Source organism: Inquilinus sp. CA228 (assembly GCF_052078665.1).
Taxonomy (GTDB): domain Bacteria; phylum Pseudomonadota; class Alphaproteobacteria; order DSM-16000; family Inquilinaceae; genus Inquilinus.
Genome location: NZ_JBQJIK010000023.1, coordinates 1 through 18942, shown reverse-complemented (window position 1 = coordinate 18942; position 18942 = coordinate 1). Strand labels below are relative to the sequence as shown.

General features: G+C 71.5%; 15 protein-coding genes and 1 pseudogene. 9 read left to right on the top strand and 7 right to left on the bottom strand.

Annotated features, from left to right (window positions below; genetic code table 11):
• Positions 1 to 67 precede the first annotated feature (67 nt).
• Positions 68 to 682: an MlaC/ttg2D family ABC transporter substrate-binding protein gene (locus ACTOWL_RS13355; RefSeq protein WP_441321723.1), complete on the top strand. Its 615-nt coding sequence runs from the start codon at positions 68 to 70 to the stop codon at positions 680 to 682.
• 32 nt (positions 683 to 714) lie between these two features.
• Positions 715 to 1863, top strand: a complete 1149-nt coding sequence (locus ACTOWL_RS13350; RefSeq protein WP_441321722.1) for an adenylate/guanylate cyclase domain-containing protein — start codon at positions 715 to 717, stop codon at positions 1861 to 1863.
• On the opposite strand, the gene htpG is transcribed toward ACTOWL_RS13350, so the two are convergent.
• From htpG to ACTOWL_RS13325, 5 genes are all read right to left on the bottom strand, one after another.
• The gene (gene htpG / locus ACTOWL_RS13345) at positions 1864 to 3729 is read right to left on the bottom strand and encodes a molecular chaperone HtpG (RefSeq protein WP_441321721.1); all 1866 of its coding nucleotides are present in this window, start codon (positions 3727 to 3729) and stop codon (positions 1864 to 1866) included.
• Positions 3730 to 3828: 99 nt separating this feature from the next.
• Entirely contained in the window at positions 3829 to 5886 is a 2058-nt protein-coding gene (locus ACTOWL_RS13340; RefSeq protein WP_441321720.1) for a hypothetical protein, read from the bottom strand.
• A gap of 28 nt (positions 5887 to 5914) precedes the next feature.
• Positions 5915 to 7459, bottom strand: a complete 1545-nt coding sequence (locus tag ACTOWL_RS13335) for a hypothetical protein (protein WP_441321719.1) — start codon at positions 7457 to 7459, stop codon at positions 5915 to 5917.
• Positions 7460 to 7484: 25 nt separating this feature from the next.
• Positions 7485 to 9029 carry a hypothetical protein gene (locus ACTOWL_RS13330; RefSeq protein ID WP_441321718.1) on the bottom strand — a complete coding sequence of 515 codons (1545 nt, stop codon included), beginning with the start codon at positions 9027 to 9029 and terminating at the stop codon, positions 7485 to 7487.
• Between the two features lie 36 nt (positions 9030 to 9065).
• Complete coding sequence (locus tag ACTOWL_RS13325; protein WP_441321717.1) at positions 9066 to 10565, bottom strand: hypothetical protein; 1500 nt, start codon at positions 10563 to 10565, stop codon at positions 9066 to 9068.
• 121 nt (positions 10566 to 10686) lie between these two features.
• Between ACTOWL_RS13325 and ACTOWL_RS13320 the strand changes: the two genes are divergently transcribed.
• The 7 genes from ACTOWL_RS13320 to ACTOWL_RS13290 all read left to right on the top strand — a co-directional run bounded on the left by ACTOWL_RS13320 (position 10687) and on the right by ACTOWL_RS13290 (position 17210).
• A complete protein-coding gene (locus ACTOWL_RS13320; protein ID WP_441321803.1) occupies positions 10687 to 13194 on the top strand; it encodes a helicase-related protein in 2508 nt (835 codons plus the stop codon).
• Entirely contained in the window at positions 13187 to 13555 is a 369-nt protein-coding gene (locus ACTOWL_RS13315; RefSeq protein WP_441321716.1) for an RNA-binding S4 domain-containing protein, read from the top strand. Before ACTOWL_RS13320 ends, ACTOWL_RS13315 begins: the two co-directional genes overlap by 8 nt.
• A gap of 9 nt (positions 13556 to 13564) precedes the next feature.
• The gene (locus ACTOWL_RS13310; RefSeq protein ID WP_441321715.1) at positions 13565 to 14041 is read left to right on the top strand and encodes a TerB family tellurite resistance protein; all 477 of its coding nucleotides are present in this window, start codon (positions 13565 to 13567) and stop codon (positions 14039 to 14041) included.
• A gap of 7 nt (positions 14042 to 14048) precedes the next feature.
• On the top strand, positions 14049 to 14390 hold the full coding sequence (fdxA, locus tag ACTOWL_RS13305) for a ferredoxin FdxA (protein WP_441321714.1): 342 nt from the start codon (positions 14049 to 14051) through the stop codon (positions 14388 to 14390).
• 276 nt (positions 14391 to 14666) lie between these two features.
• Positions 14667 to 15167: a CarD family transcriptional regulator gene (locus tag ACTOWL_RS13300; protein ID WP_441321713.1), complete on the top strand. Its 501-nt coding sequence runs from the start codon at positions 14667 to 14669 to the stop codon at positions 15165 to 15167.
• Between the two features lie 175 nt (positions 15168 to 15342).
• The gene (locus tag ACTOWL_RS13295) at positions 15343 to 16161 is read left to right on the top strand and encodes a hypothetical protein (RefSeq protein WP_441321712.1); all 819 of its coding nucleotides are present in this window, start codon (positions 15343 to 15345) and stop codon (positions 16159 to 16161) included.
• Positions 16162 to 16322: 161 nt separating this feature from the next.
• Positions 16323 to 17210 (top strand): RNA polymerase factor sigma-32, encoded by an 888-nt coding sequence (locus ACTOWL_RS13290; RefSeq protein WP_441321711.1) that lies wholly within the window; start codon positions 16323 to 16325, stop codon positions 17208 to 17210.
• A 14-nt stretch (positions 17211 to 17224) separates the two neighbouring features.
• On the opposite strand, the gene ACTOWL_RS13285 is transcribed toward ACTOWL_RS13290, so the two are convergent.
• Both ACTOWL_RS13285 and ACTOWL_RS13280 read right to left on the bottom strand, forming a co-directional pair.
• Positions 17225 to 18553 (bottom strand): M48 family metalloprotease, encoded by a 1329-nt coding sequence (locus tag ACTOWL_RS13285; protein ID WP_441321710.1) that lies wholly within the window; start codon positions 18551 to 18553, stop codon positions 17225 to 17227.
• Positions 18554 to 18699: 146 nt separating this feature from the next.
• Positions 18700 to 18942: pseudogene (locus ACTOWL_RS13280) on the bottom strand (thermonuclease family protein); the annotation flags it as partial.

Here is an 18942-nt window from a genome sequence, read left to right as displayed (position 1 = left end):
TGGGGGCCTCGGTCCCGGCCGGGGAGGCAGCAGGGTCGAGTATCCCAGAACAACAAAGAGTCCAGAGATGATTAACAGACGGACGGTGCTGACCGCGGGCGCCATGGCGACGGCTTCGCTGCTGCTGGCGGGGCTGACGCGACCGGCCTCGGCCCAGGCCGACGGGGCCGCGGCCTTCATCGACGACATGGCCAAGCGGGCGATCGGCATCCTCCAGGCCGGCGGCGCCGCGACGGCGCAGGGCAAGGCCGAGTTCACCCGGATCCTGAACCAGGGCTTCGACCTGCCGACGATCGGCCGCTTCGTGCTGGGCCGCTACTGGAACAGCGCCACGCCGCCGCAGCAGCAGGAATACATGGACCTGTTCGAGCGGATGATCGTCGAGACCTATTCCCGGCGGTTCCAGAACTACCAGGGCGAGACCCTGGTGGTGAAGGGCACCCGCGCCGTCGGCGGCAGCGACACCCTGGTCGCGACCGAGATCCGGCAGAAGGACGGCCCGCCGATCCAGGTCGACTGGCGGGTGCGCCAGGCCGGCGGCGGCTACAAGGTGGTCGACGTCATCGTCGCCCGGATCAGCATGAGCGTGACCCAGCGCGACGAGTTCGCCTCGGTGATCGCCCAGAACGGCGGCAGCATCGACGGGCTGCTGCAGGCGATGCGCCAGCGGGCCGGCGGCTGATCCGCCGGAACCCCTGACCGGGGATCGACGCGATGGCGGTGGCGGATGGCGGCAGGGACGTCGCGGACTGGCTGGTGGCCGAGGGCCGGCTGCTGGCCGACCCGGTGGCGCTGGTCGACGTGTTCTGCCGCCGCCTGATCGCGGCCGGCCTGCCGCTGCAGCGGGTGCGGATCGGCCAGAGCATCACCCATCCGCTGCTGAGCGCCTGGGGCGTGGTGTGGACCGCCGCCAAGGGCGGCGAGGAATACGTCATCGACCGCAAGGTGCTGGCGACCACCAGCTTCGTCGGCAGCCCGTTCGAGGCGGTGATCCGCAGCCGTGAGCCGCTGCGCCGCCGCCTGGACGGGCTGGGCCCGGACGATCATGCGGTGTTCCATGAGCTGGCCGCGGCCGGCGGCACCGACTATGTCGCCGTGCCGATCGTCTACGGCAACGAGACGGTGCAGGTGGCGAGCTTCGTCGCCGACCGGCCCGGCGGCTTTACCGCGGACGAGGCGGCGCTGCTGGAGCGGCTGCGCCACGCGCTGGCGGCGGCGATGGAGCCGACCGCCATGCGCCGCTCCGCCGCCAGCCTGCTGCGCACCTATCTCGGCATCGGCCCGGCCGACCGGGTGGCGGAGGGGGCGAGCCGCCGCGGCGACGTCGTCGCGGTCGAGGCGGCGATCCTGTTCGTCGACATGCGCGGCTTCACCGCCCTGTCCGAGCGCCTGACCTCGGCCGCGGTGCTGGCGGTGCTGGACCGCTATTTCGAGACCGTCGCCCAGGCCATCGTCGACCGCGGCGGCGACGTGCTGAAGTTCCTCGGCGACGGCGTGCTGGCGATCTTCCCGGTCGAGCAGGCCGGCGGCGCCGCGGCCGCCTGCGACGCCGCCGTCGGCGCGGTGCGGGTGATCCGCCAGGGTCTGGCCGCCGGGCCCGAGCCTGCGGCCTTCGTCGCGGCGCTGCATCTCGGCCCGGTGCTGTACGGCAACATCGGCAGCCCCGACCGGCTGGATTTCACCGTGCTGGGTCCGGCGGTCAACCTGACCAGCCGGCTGGAAGGCCTGGCCAAGCAGCTCGACCGGCCGACCGTGTGCTCCGAGCCGTTCCGGCAGGCCTGGGCCGGGGCCGCCGAGCCGCTCGGCGCCCATCCGATCCGCGGCTTGGCCGACCCGCAGCCGGTGTTCGCGATCGAGGCGTGATCAGGCTGCGAGGCCGCGGACCAAAGCGTCGGCCAGGCGGCGGGAGAAGGCGGCCGGGTCGGGCAGCGGCTCGCCCTCGATGATCCGGGCCTGGTCCAGCAGCAGGAAGGCGCAATCCTCCAGCGCCGGATCCTGGGCCGCGGCGCGCTCCGCCAGCCGGCGGATCAGCGGGTGGCCGGGATTGACCTCGAGGATGCGCTTCGAGCTGGCGTCGACCCGCCGGTGTTGCTTCAGCAGCCGCTCCAGATGCAGATCGGTGTCGCCCTCGTCGGCGACCAGGCAGACGGCGCTGTCGGTCAGGCGCTGCGAGGCGCGGACGTCCTTGACCTGGTCGGCCAGCGCCAGCTTCAGCGCCGCGACCAGCGCGTCGATGCCCTCGCCGGCTTCGGGCTTCGGCGCCTCGGCCGGGGCCTCGATCTTCGACAGGTCGGCGCCGCCGCGGGTGGCCGATTTGAACGGCTTGCCCTGGAATTCGCCGAGCGAGGGCACGGCGAACTCGTCGACCGGGTCGGTCAGCAGCAACACCTCGACATCGCGGGCGCGAAACCCCTCGAGCTGGGGCGAGCGGGCCAGCGCCGCCGCATCGTCGCCGGTGATGTACCAGATCTCGTCCTGGCCCGGCCGCATCCGGCCGACATACTCCTCCAGGCTGACCAGGCCGTCGCCTTTGGTCGAGCGGAAACGAAGCAGCGGCAGGAGCGCGTCGCGCTGCTCGCGATCCTCGTAGATCCCTTCCTTCAGCACCGCGCCGAAGGCGGTCCAGAAGCCGGCATAGGCCTCGGCATCGTCCTTGGCCTTGCGGCCGAGCTCGGCCAGCACCTTCTTGGTGACGCCCTGGCGGATCTTGTGCACCGTCGGATTCGACTGCAGCATCTCGCGGCTGACGTTGAGCGGCAGATCCTCGCTGTCGATCACGCCGCGCAGGAAGCGCAGATAGGGCGGGATCAGCCCTTCCGCCGCCTCGGTCACGAACACCCGGCGGACATAGAGCTTGACCCGGTGCTTGCGCTCCGGCTCCCACAGGTCGAAGGGCTGGCTCGACGGCACGAACAGCAGCGAGCTGTACTCGATCGCCCCTTCCGCCTTCCAATGCGCGGTCAGCCACGGCTCGTCGAAGGCGTGGGCGACGTGGTGGTAGAACTCCTTGTACTCCTCCGCCGTGATCTCGGATTTCGGCCGGGTCCACAGCGCCGAGGCGCGGTTCAGCGTCTCGGCCTTGCCGTCCTCGCCCGTCAGCACGATCGGGATGGCGATGTGGTCGGAGTGGGTCTTGACGATCTCGCGCAGCCGCAGCGGCGACAGGAACTCGTCCTCGCCGTCCGACAGATGCATGACGATGCGGGTGCCGCGGGCCACGTCCTCGGCCGCGCCGACGGTGAAGGCGCCCTTGCCGTCGGAGACCCAGCGCCAGCCCTGCTCCTCGCCGGCCTTGCGCGAGAACACCTCGACCTCGCGCGACACCATGAAGGCGGAGTAGAAGCCGACGCCGAACTGGCCGATCAGCCCGACATCCTTCTTGGCGTCGCCCGACAGCGTCTCGATGAAGGCGCGGGTGCCGGACCGGGCGATGGTGCCGAGATTGCCGACCAGCTCCTCGCGCCCCATGCCGATGCCGTTGTCGGCGACGGTCAGGGTGCGCGCCGCCGGGTCGACCGCCAGGGTGATGCGGTAGTCGGCGTCGCCGGCCGAGAGCTCGGGCGCCGTGATCGCGGCGTAGCGCAGCCGGTCGCAGGCATCGGACGCGTTCGAGATCAGCTCGCGGAGGAACACCTCCTTCTGGCTGTACAGCGAATGCGCCACGATATCGAGAAGGCGGCTGACTTCGGCCTGGAAGGTCAGGGTTTCGTCGGTCTTCTGCTGGTCCATCTCGGGTCCCGCGGTGCGTCTTGGTTGTCGCCGCCCGATATGGGCAAAGCCGCGGCAAGCCGCAACCCCTGACGGGGCAGCCCTCGCCTGCGGCCGCGGTTACTTCGGCATCAGCGCGGCGAGGTCGGTGCCGTTGATCAGCATGCGGCCGCCGGGGTCGACCACGAAGTCGTAGTCGCGCGCAGGCTTGCCGTCCGCCGTCTTCGCCTCACGCCCCAGCATCTGGAACATGGTGACGCCGGCCGCGGCCGCGGCACCGTCGGAATGGCCTTGCAGGTATTTGACGAACTCGTCGAGCCCCGCGATCCGGAGCGTCGCCTGCGCGGTCACCCCGAAGGCCGCCTGCGGGTTCACCGTGCCGCCGCCGCCGAGGTCGATCGCGCCCTTCGGGGCGGTGATGCGGAAGCTGTCGATCGACAGCCGGGCGTCGGAGGCGAGCAGACGGTCGGCGATCCGCTGCATCGCCTCGCCGAAGGCCTGGTCGCCGTCCGGCAGCGACGAGTCGCCGTCGTACCGGATCTCGGCCTGCATCGCCGCCTCGACGCCGTCCCAGAACAGCGCCTGGACCGAGCGGCTGGGGACGTCCTTCAGCGCGATGTCGATCCTGGCCCGGCGCGGCACCCAGTCGCCGAAGGGCAGGCCGGGATCGAGCGTCAGCTCGTCCATGCCCAGATGCAGGCCGTAGCCGGCCCGGTCGCCATCCAGCCCGGCATAGGTCTCGCTGTAGGCGATGCCGCCGATCGCGACATTGGCGTAGGGCGACCGCACGCGCAGGCCGCTCAGCCCGATCTCGGCCTTGTACTGCGACAGCGCGGCGATCGTGGTCCGGACCCGGGCGAACCAGGGCGACAGCTCCGCCGGCGGCGGCTCGTCGTCGCCATGCTTCGCCACCAGCGACTGGAACCCGCCGATCACGGCGATCAGGCCGGCGACGTCGAGGCCGTCGGCCGACACGCCGTACCGGGCCTTGACCAGGTCGAAGCGCATCTCCGACCGGCCGTCGCCGGTGGTCTCGGTCAGGGCGAAGGACACCCCGTCGACATCGAGGGCCAGGGCCGAGCCGGCGGTCGGCTTGCCGGCGACGGGATCGAGCGTGCCCGACAGCCGCACCCGGTCGATCGAGAGGGTCCCCGGATCGGTCTTGCCCGGCCCATCCGCGACGGTGAGCCCCCGCAGGTCCAGGGTCACGTCGCCGCCCAGGCCGCGGCCGGGGACGGCGCGGTCGAGCCCACGATAGCCGCCGGCGACGGTCAGCGACTCGAAGCCGGTCGTGGTGTCGTCGCCGCTGCCGCGCAGATCGGTCAGGACCAGTTCGCTCTGCGAGGCGCTGCCGATCAGGCCCTGCACCTGCCGCAGCAGCGCGTCCAGCTTGCGCCCGGCATTCGGCGGCTGCGGCGCCTGGGGGTCGCGCCGGGCGGCGTCGAGGGTGAAGGCGATCAGCCGCCACACCCGGTCGCGCAGCGCCGCGGCGTCGACATCCTCGAGCCGCCCGCCATAGCGCAGCCGGCCGAGGGTCAGGCCTTCACCGGCCGCGGGATCGCCGGCGGACAGGCCCTCCGCCTCGAGCTGCAGGGCGATGTCCTGGCGCGCCGAGCCGGGCCGTCCGGGATGCGGCGTGGTGGCGCTGGTCAGGCTGAGCCGATGCACGGCCAGCTGGGTCTCGCCGTCCTCGGTCACCGTCACGCCTTCGGACTCGTCGGTCGAGGCGGTCAGCAGCGACGCGGCGAGATCGACGGTCAGCTCGGCGCGGCGGCTGCGGCTGGTGAACAGCACCGGCGGCTCGCCGCCGCCCGGCCGGATCTCGCAGCGGACCGGGGTCTCGCCGCTGAGGCGATAGACCGCCCCCGCCCCGGCCGTGGCGGTGTAGCGGTCGCCGTCGCAGCGGATCCGGATCACCCGCTTGCGGCCGTCGGCATCGTCGCGCAGCGCCAGCGACAAGGCGGGGCCGGTGACGCGGTAGCCCGCCCCGGCCGGCTCGACCGTCCAGCCGCCCTCGAAGATCGGCTCGCCAAGCCCGGCCGTCGCCAGGGTCGGGGTCAGGATCGCGGTCAAGCCCTGCTGCAGGGCGGCCGCGCCCTCGGGCGTCGCCTGGGCGAGGGCGGCCCCGGCCAGCCAGAGCGGAGCGGCCCCCAGCAGGACTGCGGCGAGGCGGTGCATGATGGCTCTCCCCAAGGATCGGCCGCGGCTACTTCGGCGCGAACACGGCCAGATCGGTGCCGTTGACCAGGATCTTGCCGGCCTCGTCGACGACGATGTCGTAGTCCCGGGCCGACCGGCCGTCATCGGCCGTGGCCTGGCGACCCATCACCTCCGCCATGGACAGGCCGGCGGCCGCCTGGGCGCCGTCCGGCAGTCCCTGCAGGAACTTGATCAGCCCGTCGAGATTGGTGACGCGCAGGTCGAGATCGGCGGTCACGCCATGCGCGGCTGAATCCTTGCCCTGCACCGCGCCGCTGAGGTCGACCGCCGCCTCGGGCGCGGTGATCTGGAAGCTGGTGACGGCGAGCCGGCTGCCGGCCTGACGCAGGATGCCCCCCAGCTCCGTCATGGCCTGGGCCATGCGCTGCTCCGCCTCGTTCGGCACGTCCCACTGGCTCGCCGAGGCATCGAGGAACGCCATATAAGCCGTTGCGACCTCAACCCAGGGAATGCCGCCGGCATTCAGCCGGACGGTCGCATCCGCCGGGATCCACTGGGCGAAAGGCAGCTTAGGGGCCAGCCCCAGCCCGGCCATCTCGAGCTCCAGCACGCCGGTGCCCTGCGGGGTGGACGCGCCGCCATAGCCCTCGGCAAAGCGCAGCCGGTCGACCGTCACCTGCACATCCGGCGCCTTCACCCGAAGGTCGGTGACCGTGCCACTGAACTCGCCGGCATCGCCAAACCCCGCCACCATGCGCTTGGTGATGCTCATCATCTTCTTTACGGTTTCGAGAGGCAGCCGCTCGACCTGCTTCGGATCAGCCTTCTGATCGGACAGAGCTGCTGCCGTCTCCTCCATCATTCCGCCATAGGCGCCCAGTATCTCGCCATAGGCGGCGAGGACCAGCCGCACATCCATGCCGCCCATGGTCGCGTCATAAACGGAGTGGCCAACGGCGAAGCGCTCGATCCCTTTCTCATCGAGAGCGCTGAGGCCTCTGGTCTCCATCCTGAAGGCGGCGTCGTGCCGACCCGGATCGGCGGCCGGATCGACCCGGCTGGACCAGGAGACGCGGTCGATCGTGACCTTGCCCGGTTGCCCGTCCTGGCCGATGGCGAGGGAGTCGGCCCGCACCTCGCTCTCGGTGAACAGCTTCTGGTCGAGATCGACCATCAAATGCGCCTGCAGCGCCCGGCTGATCATTGTGGCCCTGGGTGCACCGGACGGCTCGGCGGCGCAGTTGATCGGCTGGTCGCTCTCCAGCCGCCAGGTGGCGGCGCCGGCCGATGCCGCGCGGTAGGTCTGGGCCTCGCAACGCAGGGTCAGCGTCCTCGACTCGGTCTTCGTCGACGTGTCGAGCATCAGGTGGACGCCAGGAAACACAACCGTGTAGCCGGCGCCGGCGGGCTCGACCGTGATCGGGCCGGTGAACAGCGGCTGCCGCTGCACCTGGAGGCCCAGGATCGGTTGCAGCATCTGGTTCAGCCCGTCGCGCAGTTCAGCCGCCCCCTCCGGCGTCGCCTGGGCGAGGGCCGCGCCGGCGAGCCAGAGGGGGATGGTGCCGAGCAGGATCGGCCCGAGACGACGCATGATGGCTCCCCCTCCGGATCGGCGGCTACTGCTTCGGGATCAGCGCGGCCAGGTCGGTGCCGTTGACCAGGATCTTGCCGGCATCGTCAACGACGATGTCGTAGTCGCGCGCCGGGCGGCCGTCATCGGTGGTGGCTTGGCGACCCATCACCTGCGCCATCGACAGGCCGGCCGCCGCCTCGGCGCTGTCCGGCATGCCCTGCAGGAACTTGATCAGCCCGTCGAGATTGACGATGCGCAGGTCGAGATCGGCGGTCACGCCATGCGCGGCCGCATCCTTGCCCTGCACCACGCCGCCGAGGTTGATCGCCGCCTCGGGGGCGGTGATGGTGAAGCTGGTGAGGTCGAGCCGGCTGCCGGCCCGGCGCAGGATGCCGCCGATCTCCATCATCGCCTGCGCCATCTGCTGCTGCGCCTTGGCCGGGTCCGCCACCTGGTCGACCGAGGCCTCCATCATCGCCAGATAGGCCGTGCCGACATCGGCCCAGGGGATGCCGCTGGCGTTCATCCGGATGATCGCGTCGGTCGGAATCCACTCGGCGAAGGGCGGCTTCGGCGCCAGCGCCAGCCCGCCCATCTCCACCTCCAGCACGCCGGTGCCGTTCGGGGTGAACGCGCCGTCATAGCCCTCGGTGAAGCGCACCCGGTCGATCGTCACCTGGACGTCCGGCGCCTTGATCCGCAGATCGGTCATCGTCCCGGCGAACGCGCCGCCGTCGCCGGACGCCGTCGCGACCCGCTTGGTGACGTCCATCATCTTCTTCATGACGTCGGCGGGGATCTGCCCGGCCGGCTTCGGATCGGCCTTCGGATCCGAGAGGTCTGCGACCATCCCCTCCATCATCACGGCATAGGCGTCGAAATAGTCGCCATAGGCGGCGATGATCTCCCGCACATTCATGCCGTCCATGGTCATGTCGTAGCCGGCGTGGCCGAGGCTGAAGCGCTCGACCCCCTTCTCGTCGAAGGCGCTGAGGCCGCTGGCCTCCATCTTGAGGACGGCGTCGTGCCGGGCCGGGTCGACGGCCGGCCGGATCTGGCTGGTGCCGGACAGGGTGTCGATCGTGACCTTGCCGGGCTGGCCGTCCTGGGCGATGACGGTGGCATCGGCCCGCCATTCGCTCTCGGTGAACAGCTTCTGGTCGAGGTCGACGACGAAATGCGCCCGCAGGGCCCGGCTGGTCAGCGTGACCTTGGCCTCGCCCTCCGGCTCGGCGACGCAGCTCAGCGGCTGGCTGCTCTCCAGCCGCCAGGTGGCGGCGCCGGTCGAGGCCGCGCGGTAGGTCTGGGCGTCGCAGCGCAGCGTCACCGATTTCGCGCCCGGCTCCTGCGAGCCCTTCAGCGTCAGGTCGATGCCCGGGAACACCACGGTGGCGCCGTCCCAGCCCGATTCGACCCTGACCGGGCCGGTGAACAGCGGCTGCTGCTGCACCTGGATGGCCAGGATCGGCTTCAGCATCTCGTTCAGCCCGTCGCGCAGCGCCACCGCATCCGGCGTCGTCTGGGCCAGGGCCCCACCGGCGAGCCAGAGCGGGACGGCGCCCAGCAGGAATGAGATCGACCGTGTCATGCTTCGCTCCCCAATGCGAATTCGTGGCCCAGTGCCTCAGCGCATGCCGAGCAGCGGCTTTAGATCGGTGCCGTTCAGCAGGATGTCGCCATTCTCGCCGACCACCAGCTTGTAGGTGCGGGCCGGCTTGCCGTCGACCGTGTCCTGCGCGCCCATGGTCTGCAGCACGGTCAGCCCCTGCACCATCTCCTGCCCGTCCGGCGTGGCCTTGGCGACCTCCAGCGCGGCGTCCAGCCCGGTGACCACCAGCATGGCGTCGCCGGTCATCATCAGCGGCGCCCTCGCGTTCGGCCGCAGCGTGCCGGTCAGGTCGATGGTGGTCAGCGGCGACGCGGCCTTGAACGACCGGATCTCTAGCGCGCCGTTGCCGTTCAGCACCGCCTGCTGCAGTTGCCCGAGCGCGATCTCCGCCGCCTGATCGGGGCCGAGCGTGGCCGAGCTGTCGAGCATGCCGGTCAGCGCCTGCAGCAGCGCCTGATTCGGCAGGTTGGTCAGCGCCAAGTCGACGGTCGCGCTGTGCGGCACGAACTGGCCGAATTCCGGCAGCGGTTCGATGCCGAGCTGGGCCAGGTCGAAGGTGATGCGGAAGGTCGAGGCGTCCTTGGCCAGGCCGGCGAGGCCGACGCCGAAGCCGCCGGAGGCCAGCGTCACCTTCTCGACATCGGCCTCGCCGGGCGTGACCTCCACCCCGGTCAGCCCGTAGCTGAAGTCCAGATCGTCGAACAGCTTCGGAGTGCCCTGGAACACGCGGCCGAGATCGGTCAGGAACTCCTTCGGCATCTCGCCGTCGGCCTGCGGCGGGTAGCGCTTCTGCAGGTCCGTCAGCTTGTCGCTGAAGACGCGCAGCGCCGCCATGTCGGCCGCCGCCGCCTTGCCTTCGAGCGTGGCGCCGTCGAGGCGGAGGACCTGCGCCCCGGTCTCGTCGAGGAAGGAGACGCCGGACAGGGTCACGCTGCCGGTGCTGTCATAGGTGTCCGGGCCGACCGCCTTGCTGTCGCCGGCCAGCGCCAGCTCGTCGATCCTGAGCGCGCCCTTGGCCTCGGCCGGGTTCAGCGAATGGGCGGTGATCTGGCCCAGCTTGCCGTCCAGCGACATGAAGGCATGGTACTGCGGGGCGAAAACGCCGCGCAGCGCCTGCGTGCCGATCGTCACCTCGACCCCCTGGTCTTCCTTGTCCGGGACCACCCGGTAGGTCGAGGGGATGGTCGCGACCGTGTCCAGCCAGCCGTTCTCCAGCGGCGTCAGCACCAGCTCGACCGGGTCGAGGGCCATGCGGGCGGTGTCGCCCTCGGCGGTGAACAGGACCTCCGACCGCGGGATCACCGCCTTGTAGAACTTGCCCTGGGGCTCGACCGTGATCGGCCCCTGGAAGTTGAACACCACCGACTTGTCGGCCGTGACCAGATGGGTGGCGATCCAGTCCTTGAGGCCGAGGCGGATCTTGTCGGCCCCCTCCGCCGTCGCCTGCGCCTGGGCGGCGGCCGGCAGGAGGACCCAGGCGGCGATGCCGGCGGCAAACAGGGAAAGCGTGCGCATCGTATGTCCTCCGTCTATCCGACCGGAGCCTCTGGCAAATATCGTTGCGACCAATGGCCGCCCGCACCGCAGGCGGGGCGGCAGTCTTGCATTAGCGCCCGGCAGCGTTCAATTGTCGCTTATGTATCTCGCTGGTGATCGCCCGCGCCTCACGGCCGTGCTCGGCCCGACCAACACCGGAAAGACCCATCTCGCCATCGAACGCATGCTCGGCCATGCGAGCGGCATGATCGGCTTCCCGCTCCGGCTGCTCGCCCGCGAGAACTACGACCGGATCGTGGCGATCAAGGGACGGGCGCATGTCGCTTTGGTGACCGGCGAGGAAAAGATCGTGCCGCCCGGCGCGCGCTGGTTCCTGTGCACGGTCGAGAGCATGCCGCTGGACCGGCCGGTCGCCTTCCTCGGCATCGACGAGATCCAGCTCTGCGCCGACCCGGAGCGCGGCCACGTCTTCACCGACCGGCTGCTGCATGCCCGCGGCCATGCCGAGACCATGGTGATGGGGGCGGAGACGATCCGCCCGCTGATCCGCAAGCTGGTGCCGGAGGCGGAGTTCGTGTCCCGCCCCCGCTTCTCCGAGCTGACCCACACCGGCATGCGCAAATTGACACGCCTGCCGCCGCGCAGCGCCATCGTCGTGTTCTCGGCCAACGACGTCTACGAGATCGCCGAGCTGATGCGCCGCCAGCGCGGCGGCACCGCGGTGGTGCTGGGCGCCCTGAGCCCGCGCACCCGCAACGCCCAGGTCGGGCTGTACCAGTCCGGCGAGGTCGACTACCTGGTGGCGACCGACGCCATCGGCATGGGGCTGAACCTGGACATCGACCATGTCGCCTTCGCCCGGCTGACCAAGTTCGACGGCCGCTTCCCGCGCCGGCTGCGCGCCACCGAGATCGCCCAGATCGCCGGCCGCGCCGGGCGGCACATGACCAACGGCACCTTCGGCACCACCGACGAGGCCGGCACGCTGGACGAGGAGATGGTCGAGCGGGTCGAGAACCACCGCTTCGACCCGCTGCAGACGCTGATGTGGCGCAACGCCGAGCTCGACTTCCGCAGCCCCTTGGGCCTGCTGCGCAGCCTGGAGCGGCGGCCGCCGCGGCCGGAGCTGCGGCGCGCGTCCGAGGCCGACGACCACCTGTCGCTGGGCCTCTTGATGCGCGACGCCGAGCTGATCGCCCGCGCCCGCAACCCGGCGGCGGTGCGCCTGCTGTGGGAGGTGTGCCAGATCCCGGACTTCCGCAAGGTGCTGTCCGACGCCCATATCCGCATGCAGGGCCAGATCTTCCGCCAGCTCACCACCGGCCTGGCCGGGCGGCTGGACACCGACTGGGTGGCCGAGCAGGTGGACCGGCTGGACCGGACCGAGGGCGACATCGACGCGCTGGTCGCCCGCATCTCCCATATCCGGACCTGGACCTACATCGCCCATCGCGGCGCCTGGATGGCCGATCCGGGCCATTGGCAGGAGCGCACCCGCGCGGTCGAAGACCGGTTGTCGGACGCGCTGCACGAGCGCCTGACCCAGCGCTTCGTCGACCGCCGCACCGCCCTGCTGGTGCGGTCGATGCAGGCGGGCGGCGAGCTCTTGGCCGCGGTCAATGCGAAGGGCGAGGTGCTGGTCGAGGGCGAGCATGTCGGCAGCATCGAGGGCTTCGCCTTCTATCCCGACGCCACCATCGAGGATGACGACCTGAAGGCGATCCGCAGCGCCGCGCGGCGGGCGCTGAAGGACGAGGTCGCCGGCCGCGTCGGCAAGCTGGAGGCGGCGCCGGACGACGACCTGGCCCTGGCCGCCGACGGCGTCCTGTCCTGGCGCGGCATTGGCATCGGCCGGATCGCCGCCGGCCCGTCGCCGCTGGCCCCCGCGGCCCGGGTGCGCGACACCGACCTCCTGGACGGCGCCGGCCGCGACCGGGTGGCGGCCCGGCTGACGCGGTTCCTGGCCGACCATGTGGCGCGCGAGCTGCAGCCGCTGCTGCGGCTGCGCGAGGCAGCGCTGACCGGCGGTGAGCTGCAGGGAGCGGGCCGCGGCATCGCCTTCCAGCTGGTCGAGGGGCTGGGGCTGCTGCCCCGGCGGGCGCTGGACGGGCTGATCCACGCCTTGACCGCGGCCGACCGCAGGCAGCTGTCCGGCTTCGGCGTGCGATTCGGGCCGAGCCATATCTATCTGGCGTCGATGCTCAAGCCGCGGCCGACCGGCTTGCGCGTGCTGCTGGGCGCGGTCGCCGCCGGACGGCCGCTGCCGGCCGCCCTGCCCGCCCCGGCCCGGATCTCGGTGCTCGTCGAAGAGGGCCAGGACGCCGCGGCGCTGGACCTGGCCGGCTTCGTGCCCTGCGGCCCGCGGCGGATCCGCCTCGACCGCATCGACGCGCAGCGCGACGCCGCCGAATCACGCCGCCGCCAGGGCGGGCTGACCGCCGACCCGGCGCTGGCGCCGATCGTCGGCTGCACCGTCGCCGAAATCCCGGCTATCCTGCTGGCGGCCGGGTATCGGCCGACCCAGGACGACGAGGGACGCGTGACCTATGTTCCGGTGAAGGCCCGGCGGCCGCAGGCGCCGCGCACGGCCGCCGCCAGCGCCGACAGCCCCTTCGCCAAGCTCGCCCTTCTCCGCCGCAATGGCTGACCGGGAGGAGACCGAGCGGCCGCGCCTCGACAAGTGGCTGTGGCAGGCGCGCTTCTTCAAGACCCGCAGCCTGGCGGCCAAGGTCTGCGCCGGCGGCGGCATCCGCATCGACGGCGTGCCGACCCAGAAGGCGCATGCGGCAATCCGCCCCGGCCAGGTGCTGGCCTTCGTCCAGGGCCGGCACATCCGGGTGATCGAGATCGTGTCCCTGGCCGAGCGCCGCGGCCCGGCCAGCGAGGCGCAGACGCTGTACCGCGACCTGCAGCCGCCGACGCCGGAGGCGGCGCTGCCCGCGTCCGGCGGCCCGCGTCCGACCGGCCGCGACCGCCGGGCCCTTCCGCCGAAGGGCGGCAGCGACTAGATCTTGGCGATGCTGGACCACATTCTCGACTGGGCCCGCGGCGGCGCTGCCCGGCCGATCCTCGACGACGCCACGCTGCGCCGTGCCGTCGCCGCGCTGCTGATGGAAGCCGCCCGGGTCGATGATTCGCTGGACGAGCCGGAGCGCGAGCGCATCCAGACGCTGCTGGCCTGGCGCTTCCGGCTGGGCCCGTTCGAGGCGGCGCAGCTCGGCACCGATGCCGAGCGGACCAGCGACGGCGCCGTGTCCTGGCACGCCCTGACCCACACCATCCGCCAGCATTGCGACGAGCCGGCGCGCATCCGCATTGTGGAAATGCTGTGGGATGTGATCCTCGCGGATGGTAAAGTCGACGACCTTGAAGCCAATCTGATGCGGCGAGTCGCAGCGCTGCTATTCGTCTCGGATGCGGATAGCGGCGCTGCCCGCCGCCGTGTGCTTGCCCGCAACGGCGCCGCGGCGGCCGCCAATGGAGACCCGGAGTAAACTAAGTATGGCCTATGTGGTGGGTGAAGCTTGCATCAAGTGCAAGTACACGGATTGCGTCGAAGTCTGCCCCGTGGATTGCTTCTACGAGGGCGAAAACATGCTGGTCATCCACCCGGACGAATGTATCGACTGCGGCGTGTGTGAGCCGGAGTGCCCGGCCGAGGCGATCAAGCCGGACACCGAGGCCGATGCCGCGGAGAAGTGGGGCGAGCTGAACCGCGAATACTCCACGATCTGGCCGAACATCACGCGCAAGAAGGACGCCCCCGCCGACGCCGACTCCTGGAAGGAGGTCGAGAACAAATTCGCCGAGCATTTCAGCGCGACTCCGGGCGAAGGCAATTGACGATTCGCCGAGTCCGCCGGCCTGCATTGCAAAAAAAGCGTCATGTCAGGGCGGGCTCGGCCTTCATATCGGAAGCGCAACGTATTATAGTACGCCTCACATTCCCGGTGCTGACGACCACTTCCGACCCACCACATGCGGGCCGGAATCGATTTCTGCGTCTCTGTTTCGGTGCGGATATTGACGTGGTTGCGGCGCGGCGAAGCGCGCGGGGCGGTGGCCGTAGCGGTCTCCGCCCACTGGGTCCGACCACAGAGGGTGACTCCATTGGCAGACATGGCTCAGGAACTTGAGTACGACGTCGGCGACTACGTTGTGTACCCGGCGCACGGCGTCGGCCGCATCGAGGCGCTCGAGACGCACAGCATCAGCGGCATGACCGTGCAGCTGTATGCCATCAGCTTCGAGAAGGAGCGGATGACGCTCAAGGTTCCTGTCGGCAAGGCCAAGAAGTCGGGCCTGCGCAAGCTGTCGTCGAAGGACCGGATCAAGACCGCGCTGGAGACCCTGACCGGCCGCAGCCGCGTGCGCCGGACGATGTGGAGCCGCCGGGCCCAGGAATACGAGGCCAAGATCAATTCCGGCGACCCGGTGTCGATCGCCGAGGTGGTGCGCGACCTGCACCGCGCCACCGACCAGCCGGAGCAGTCCTACAGCGAGCGCCAGATCTACCAGGCGGCGCTGGAGCGCCTGGCGCGCGAGCTGGCCGCGGTCGAGAAGATCGACGAGGTCAGGGCGACCCAGAAGCTGGAACAGGTGCTGAAGAAGGCGGCCTGAGCGCCTTCTTCACACATGGCCTCAAGTAGCGCGAAGCGCGATAGGCCAAAGTATGAAACAGGCGGCCTTCGGGCCGCCTTTTCCATGTCCGGGGTCCGGAGCCGGCCGAAGGGGCTGGTTTCACCGGGGCGACCCGTTAGACTGCGGTGCAGATGACCGAACTCTCCGTCTCCGCGTGACCCGCGACACCGAGAAATTCGCCCGGCTGGGCCGCCCGAAGCGGATCTGGGCCGTCGGCGCCGTGCATGGCGAGGTCGACCGCCTGTCCGTGCTGCACGACCATGTCGCCGCCCGGTTCCAGCCCGGCGACCGGCTGGTCTATCTCGGCAACCTGATCGGCCGGTCCGACCGGCTGCACGCGCTGGTCGACGAGGTGCTGTCGATGCGGCGGGCCCTGATCGCCCGCCCCTTCGTGCTGGCCGAGGACGTCGTCTTCCTGCGCGGGGCGCAGGAAGAGATGTGGCAGAAGATGCTGCAGCTGCAATTCGCGCCGAACCCGCAGGACGTGCTGCGCTGGATGCTGGCGCAGGGCGTCGAAGGGTCGCTGCGCGCCTATGGCGGCCGGCCCGAGGAGGGCATGGCCGCGGCGCGCGAAGGCGCCGTCCGGCTGACCCGCTGGACCAACGGGCTGCGCGAATCGATCCGCGCCGCCCCCGGCCACAACGCGCTCTACGCCGCGCTGCGCCGGGCCGCCTTCACCGAGCCCCGCTTCACCGAGGACGACGGCATCCTGTTCGTCAGCGCCGGCATCGACCCGAGCCGGCCGCTCGCGGCCCAGGGCGATGCCTTCTGGTGGTCTGCCGCCGGCTTCGCCGGCCTCAGCGAGCCCTATGCCGGCTTCCGCCGCCTGATCCGCGGCCACGACCCGGCGGGCGGCGGGCTGCGGCTCGAGGGCATGGCGGTGACGCTCGATTCCGGCTGCGGCCGCGGCGGCCGCCTGGCCTGCGGCCTGTTCGATCCGGACGGGACGCTGGCCGAGATCGTCGAGGCTTGAGAGCCTACCTTCCCCCGTAACAAACTGCCCCTCTCCAGCGAATTCCTAGACGAAGGGACAAGCTCCCGCCCGGCGAGGGAACGACGCCATGTGGGAGGGTGTTCGTCTATCGAGGTCGCGGGACGGATCCGCGGCGTCGTCCGGCCGAAGAGGGGGCGTCCATGCCGCATCTCGACGATCCCGAGACCCAGCGCGCCAACCTGAAGTTCATCAAGGCGTCGATGAGCGAGCCGCTGCTGTCGCGCGAGACCGAGTTCGAGCTCGCCCGGCGCTGGCGCCAGGATCACGACGAGCCGTCGCTGCACGCCCTGGTCCGGGCCTATACCCGCCTGGTCATCGCCACCGCCTCGCGCTTCCGCAACTACGGCTTGCCGATCGGCGACCTGGTGCAGGAGGGCAATGTCGGGCTGATGCAGGCCGCCGCCCGGTTCGAGCACGACCGCGAGGTCCGCTTCTCGACCTACGCCGCCTGGTGGATCCGCTCGGCGATGCAGGACTATGTGCTGCGCAACTGGTCGATCGTCCGCACCGGCACCACTGCTGCGCAGAAGTCGCTGTTCTTCAACCTGCGCCGGCTGCGCGCCAAGATCGAGAATGCCGGCGGCCAGTCCGGGCTGACCCAGGCCGGCCGCGCCTGGATCGCCGGCGAGCTGCGGGTCGACGTCGCCGAAGTCGAGGCGATGGAGATGCGCCTCTCGGCCTCCGACCAGTCGCTCAACGCCCCGATCTCCGAGGATGGCGAGGATGACTGGCAGGGCCTCCTGGCCGACACCCGCCCCTCACCCGAGGAGGTGGTGATCGGCCTGCGCGACAACGTCACCCGCTCGCGCTGGCTGGCCGAGGCGATCGGCGCCCTGAGCCCGCGCGAGCAGACCATCATCCGCCAGCGCCGGCTGCGCGACAGCGGCGCCACGCTGGAGGAGCTGGGCCGCCAGCTCGGCGTCAGCAAGGAGCGGGTGCGCCAGCTCGAGCACCGGGCGCTGACCAAGCTCCGCGCCTCGATCTCCCGCCGCGTCGCCCAGCCGGAGGAGCTGTTCCTGGAGGAGTAGGCGGCCGCCCGCGGTCACTCCACGATCAGCTTGACCCTTGTCCCCGGCGGCAGCGCATCGCCCGGCACGTCGTTCAGCAGCCGGAACCAGGCCTCCGCCGCCTCCACCCGCATCCGCCCGACCAGCGTGGCGACTTTATCCCGGCGCCGCACGGGCGCGACCGCCAGCCGGCGGGGCCGAACCGCGGCGGCCTCGGCCGCGCCGATCCGGCGGAAGCTGCCGATGGCGCGGCGCATCGGGGCCGCAACCGGGCTGCCGGACCGGGTCAGCACCATGAACCGGTCGCGCCGCTCGGCCGAGGTCTCGATCACCGCCAGGACCGCCTCCCAGCGTCCCGAAGCACCGGGTGGCCGGGCCAGGCCCCAGGCCGCCGCGAAGCCCCCGAGGTCGCCAGCCTCGACGCCCCGGACGCCGCCCATCGCCTCGCCCCACTGCTCGAGAGCGGGCCGGGCCGGCGGCGCCTCCGGCCGCATCAGATGGTCGAAGACGATGACCGAATCGTCCGGGCCCGAGCCCAGGACGCTGTGCCGCCGCCGGCTCAGCAGAACGCCCGGCGGCGCCTCCCAGCGGAACCGGGCGGCCGGGTCGATCACCGCCCGGCCGCGGAACGCGATCTGGCCCGGCCCCTCGCCCCAGGGCAGGCCGTCGACGGCGTCCAGCCACGCCGCCTCTCCGGTCTCGCCGCGCGGCAGCGCCGCCGCCCGCGCCCGGGCCGCGGCGATCCGCTCCGCCGTCTCCGGATGGTCGCCGCCGCCGATCGCCGCCGTCGCCAGCTCCGGCCGGCCGGACAGGGTCGCGGCCAGGCGCTGGGCGGCGCCGAGCCGGGCCAGAAAGGCGGGCGCCGCCGCGGGGTCGTAGCCGGCCCGGGCCAGGGCCTCGATGCCGATCCGGTCGGCCTCCTGCTCCTGCGCCCGGTCGAACGCGGCCTCGGCCTGGATCTCGGCCAGCCCGGCGATGGCCGGGTCGACCGGCGGCCGCGCTTCGCGCGACCTGGCGTGGCCGGCGACGACATGCCCGATCTCATGCGCCAGCACCGAGGCCAGCTCGGCCTCGCTGCGCGCCAGGGCCAAGAGGCCGCGATTGACCAGCAGACGGCCATCCGGCAGCGCCGCGGCGTTGACCTGGTCGGAATCGAGCAGCTCGACCGTCACCTTCAGGCGCCCGCCGGTCTCGGCATCCGCGACCCGCCGGGCGATGCGGGCGACATTGTCGCGCAAAGCCGGCGCGGCGTAGGGACCGCCGAAGGCCGCCCGGATCTCCTGCGCCTCGGGTGTGTCGGCATGCGCCGGACGGGGCAGCAACGGCGTCGCCATCAGGCCCAGGAGAAGGTCGCGGCGAATCATCAATCCAGCCTCTCGATCTGCTCGATCCGGACCAGGGCGATGCGCGGCCCGCCCGACCAGTCGAGCCAGCCGCGCACCCGGATGCGCCGGCCCTGCAGCGCCGTCAGGTCCTGCCCGGCCGCCTCCAGCCGGCGGACCAGCTCCGGCTACGCCGTCACGGTGAAGTCCTGCCGCGGATCCGTGCCGAAATTGAGGTAGGCGCGGCCGCGCACCAGCGCCGCCCGCTGCACCTGGCCCTCGACGATCTGGAACCGGTCGAGGTCGCCGCGGCCGAGCGTCTCAGCCGGCCGCACGGCGAGGCCGGGATCGCCCCACAGGCCGCGGCCGGCGGCGCGGGCCTCGGCCTCCACCGCCAGCAGCGAGGCCAGCGCCGCCGCGGGATCGGCGCC

What these genes read in the sequence shown, in the direction of transcription:
- ACTOWL_RS13355 (WP_441321723.1), top strand. Translation starts at nt 68, where the DNA reads ATGATTAACAGACGGACGGTGCTGACCGCGGGCGCCATGGCGACGGCT.
- ACTOWL_RS13350 (WP_441321722.1), top strand. Translation starts at nt 715, where the DNA reads ATGGCGGTGGCGGATGGCGGCAGGGACGTCGCGGACTGGCTGGTGGCC.
- htpG (WP_441321721.1), bottom strand. Translation starts at nt 3,729, where the DNA reads ATGGACCAGCAGAAGACCGACGAAACCCTGACCTTCCAGGCCGAAGTC.
- ACTOWL_RS13340 (WP_441321720.1), bottom strand. Translation starts at nt 5,886, where the DNA reads ATGCACCGCCTCGCCGCAGTCCTGCTGGGGGCCGCTCCGCTCTGGCTG.
- ACTOWL_RS13335 (WP_441321719.1), bottom strand. Translation starts at nt 7,459, where the DNA reads ATGCGTCGTCTCGGGCCGATCCTGCTCGGCACCATCCCCCTCTGGCTC.
- ACTOWL_RS13330 (WP_441321718.1), bottom strand. Translation starts at nt 9,029, where the DNA reads ATGACACGGTCGATCTCATTCCTGCTGGGCGCCGTCCCGCTCTGGCTC.
- ACTOWL_RS13325 (WP_441321717.1), bottom strand. Translation starts at nt 10,565, where the DNA reads ATGCGCACGCTTTCCCTGTTTGCCGCCGGCATCGCCGCCTGGGTCCTC.
- ACTOWL_RS13320 (WP_441321803.1), top strand. Translation starts at nt 10,687, where the DNA reads ATGTATCTCGCTGGTGATCGCCCGCGCCTCACGGCCGTGCTCGGCCCG.
- ACTOWL_RS13315 (WP_441321716.1), top strand. Translation starts at nt 13,187, where the DNA reads ATGGCTGACCGGGAGGAGACCGAGCGGCCGCGCCTCGACAAGTGGCTG.
- ACTOWL_RS13310 (WP_441321715.1), top strand. Translation starts at nt 13,565, where the DNA reads ATGCTGGACCACATTCTCGACTGGGCCCGCGGCGGCGCTGCCCGGCCG.
- fdxA (WP_441321714.1), top strand. Translation starts at nt 14,049, where the DNA reads ATGGCCTATGTGGTGGGTGAAGCTTGCATCAAGTGCAAGTACACGGAT.
- ACTOWL_RS13300 (WP_441321713.1), top strand. Translation starts at nt 14,667, where the DNA reads ATGGCTCAGGAACTTGAGTACGACGTCGGCGACTACGTTGTGTACCCG.
- ACTOWL_RS13290 (WP_441321711.1), top strand. Translation starts at nt 16,323, where the DNA reads ATGCCGCATCTCGACGATCCCGAGACCCAGCGCGCCAACCTGAAGTTC.
- ACTOWL_RS13285 (WP_441321710.1), bottom strand. Translation starts at nt 18,553, where the DNA reads ATGATTCGCCGCGACCTTCTCCTGGGCCTGATGGCGACGCCGTTGCTG.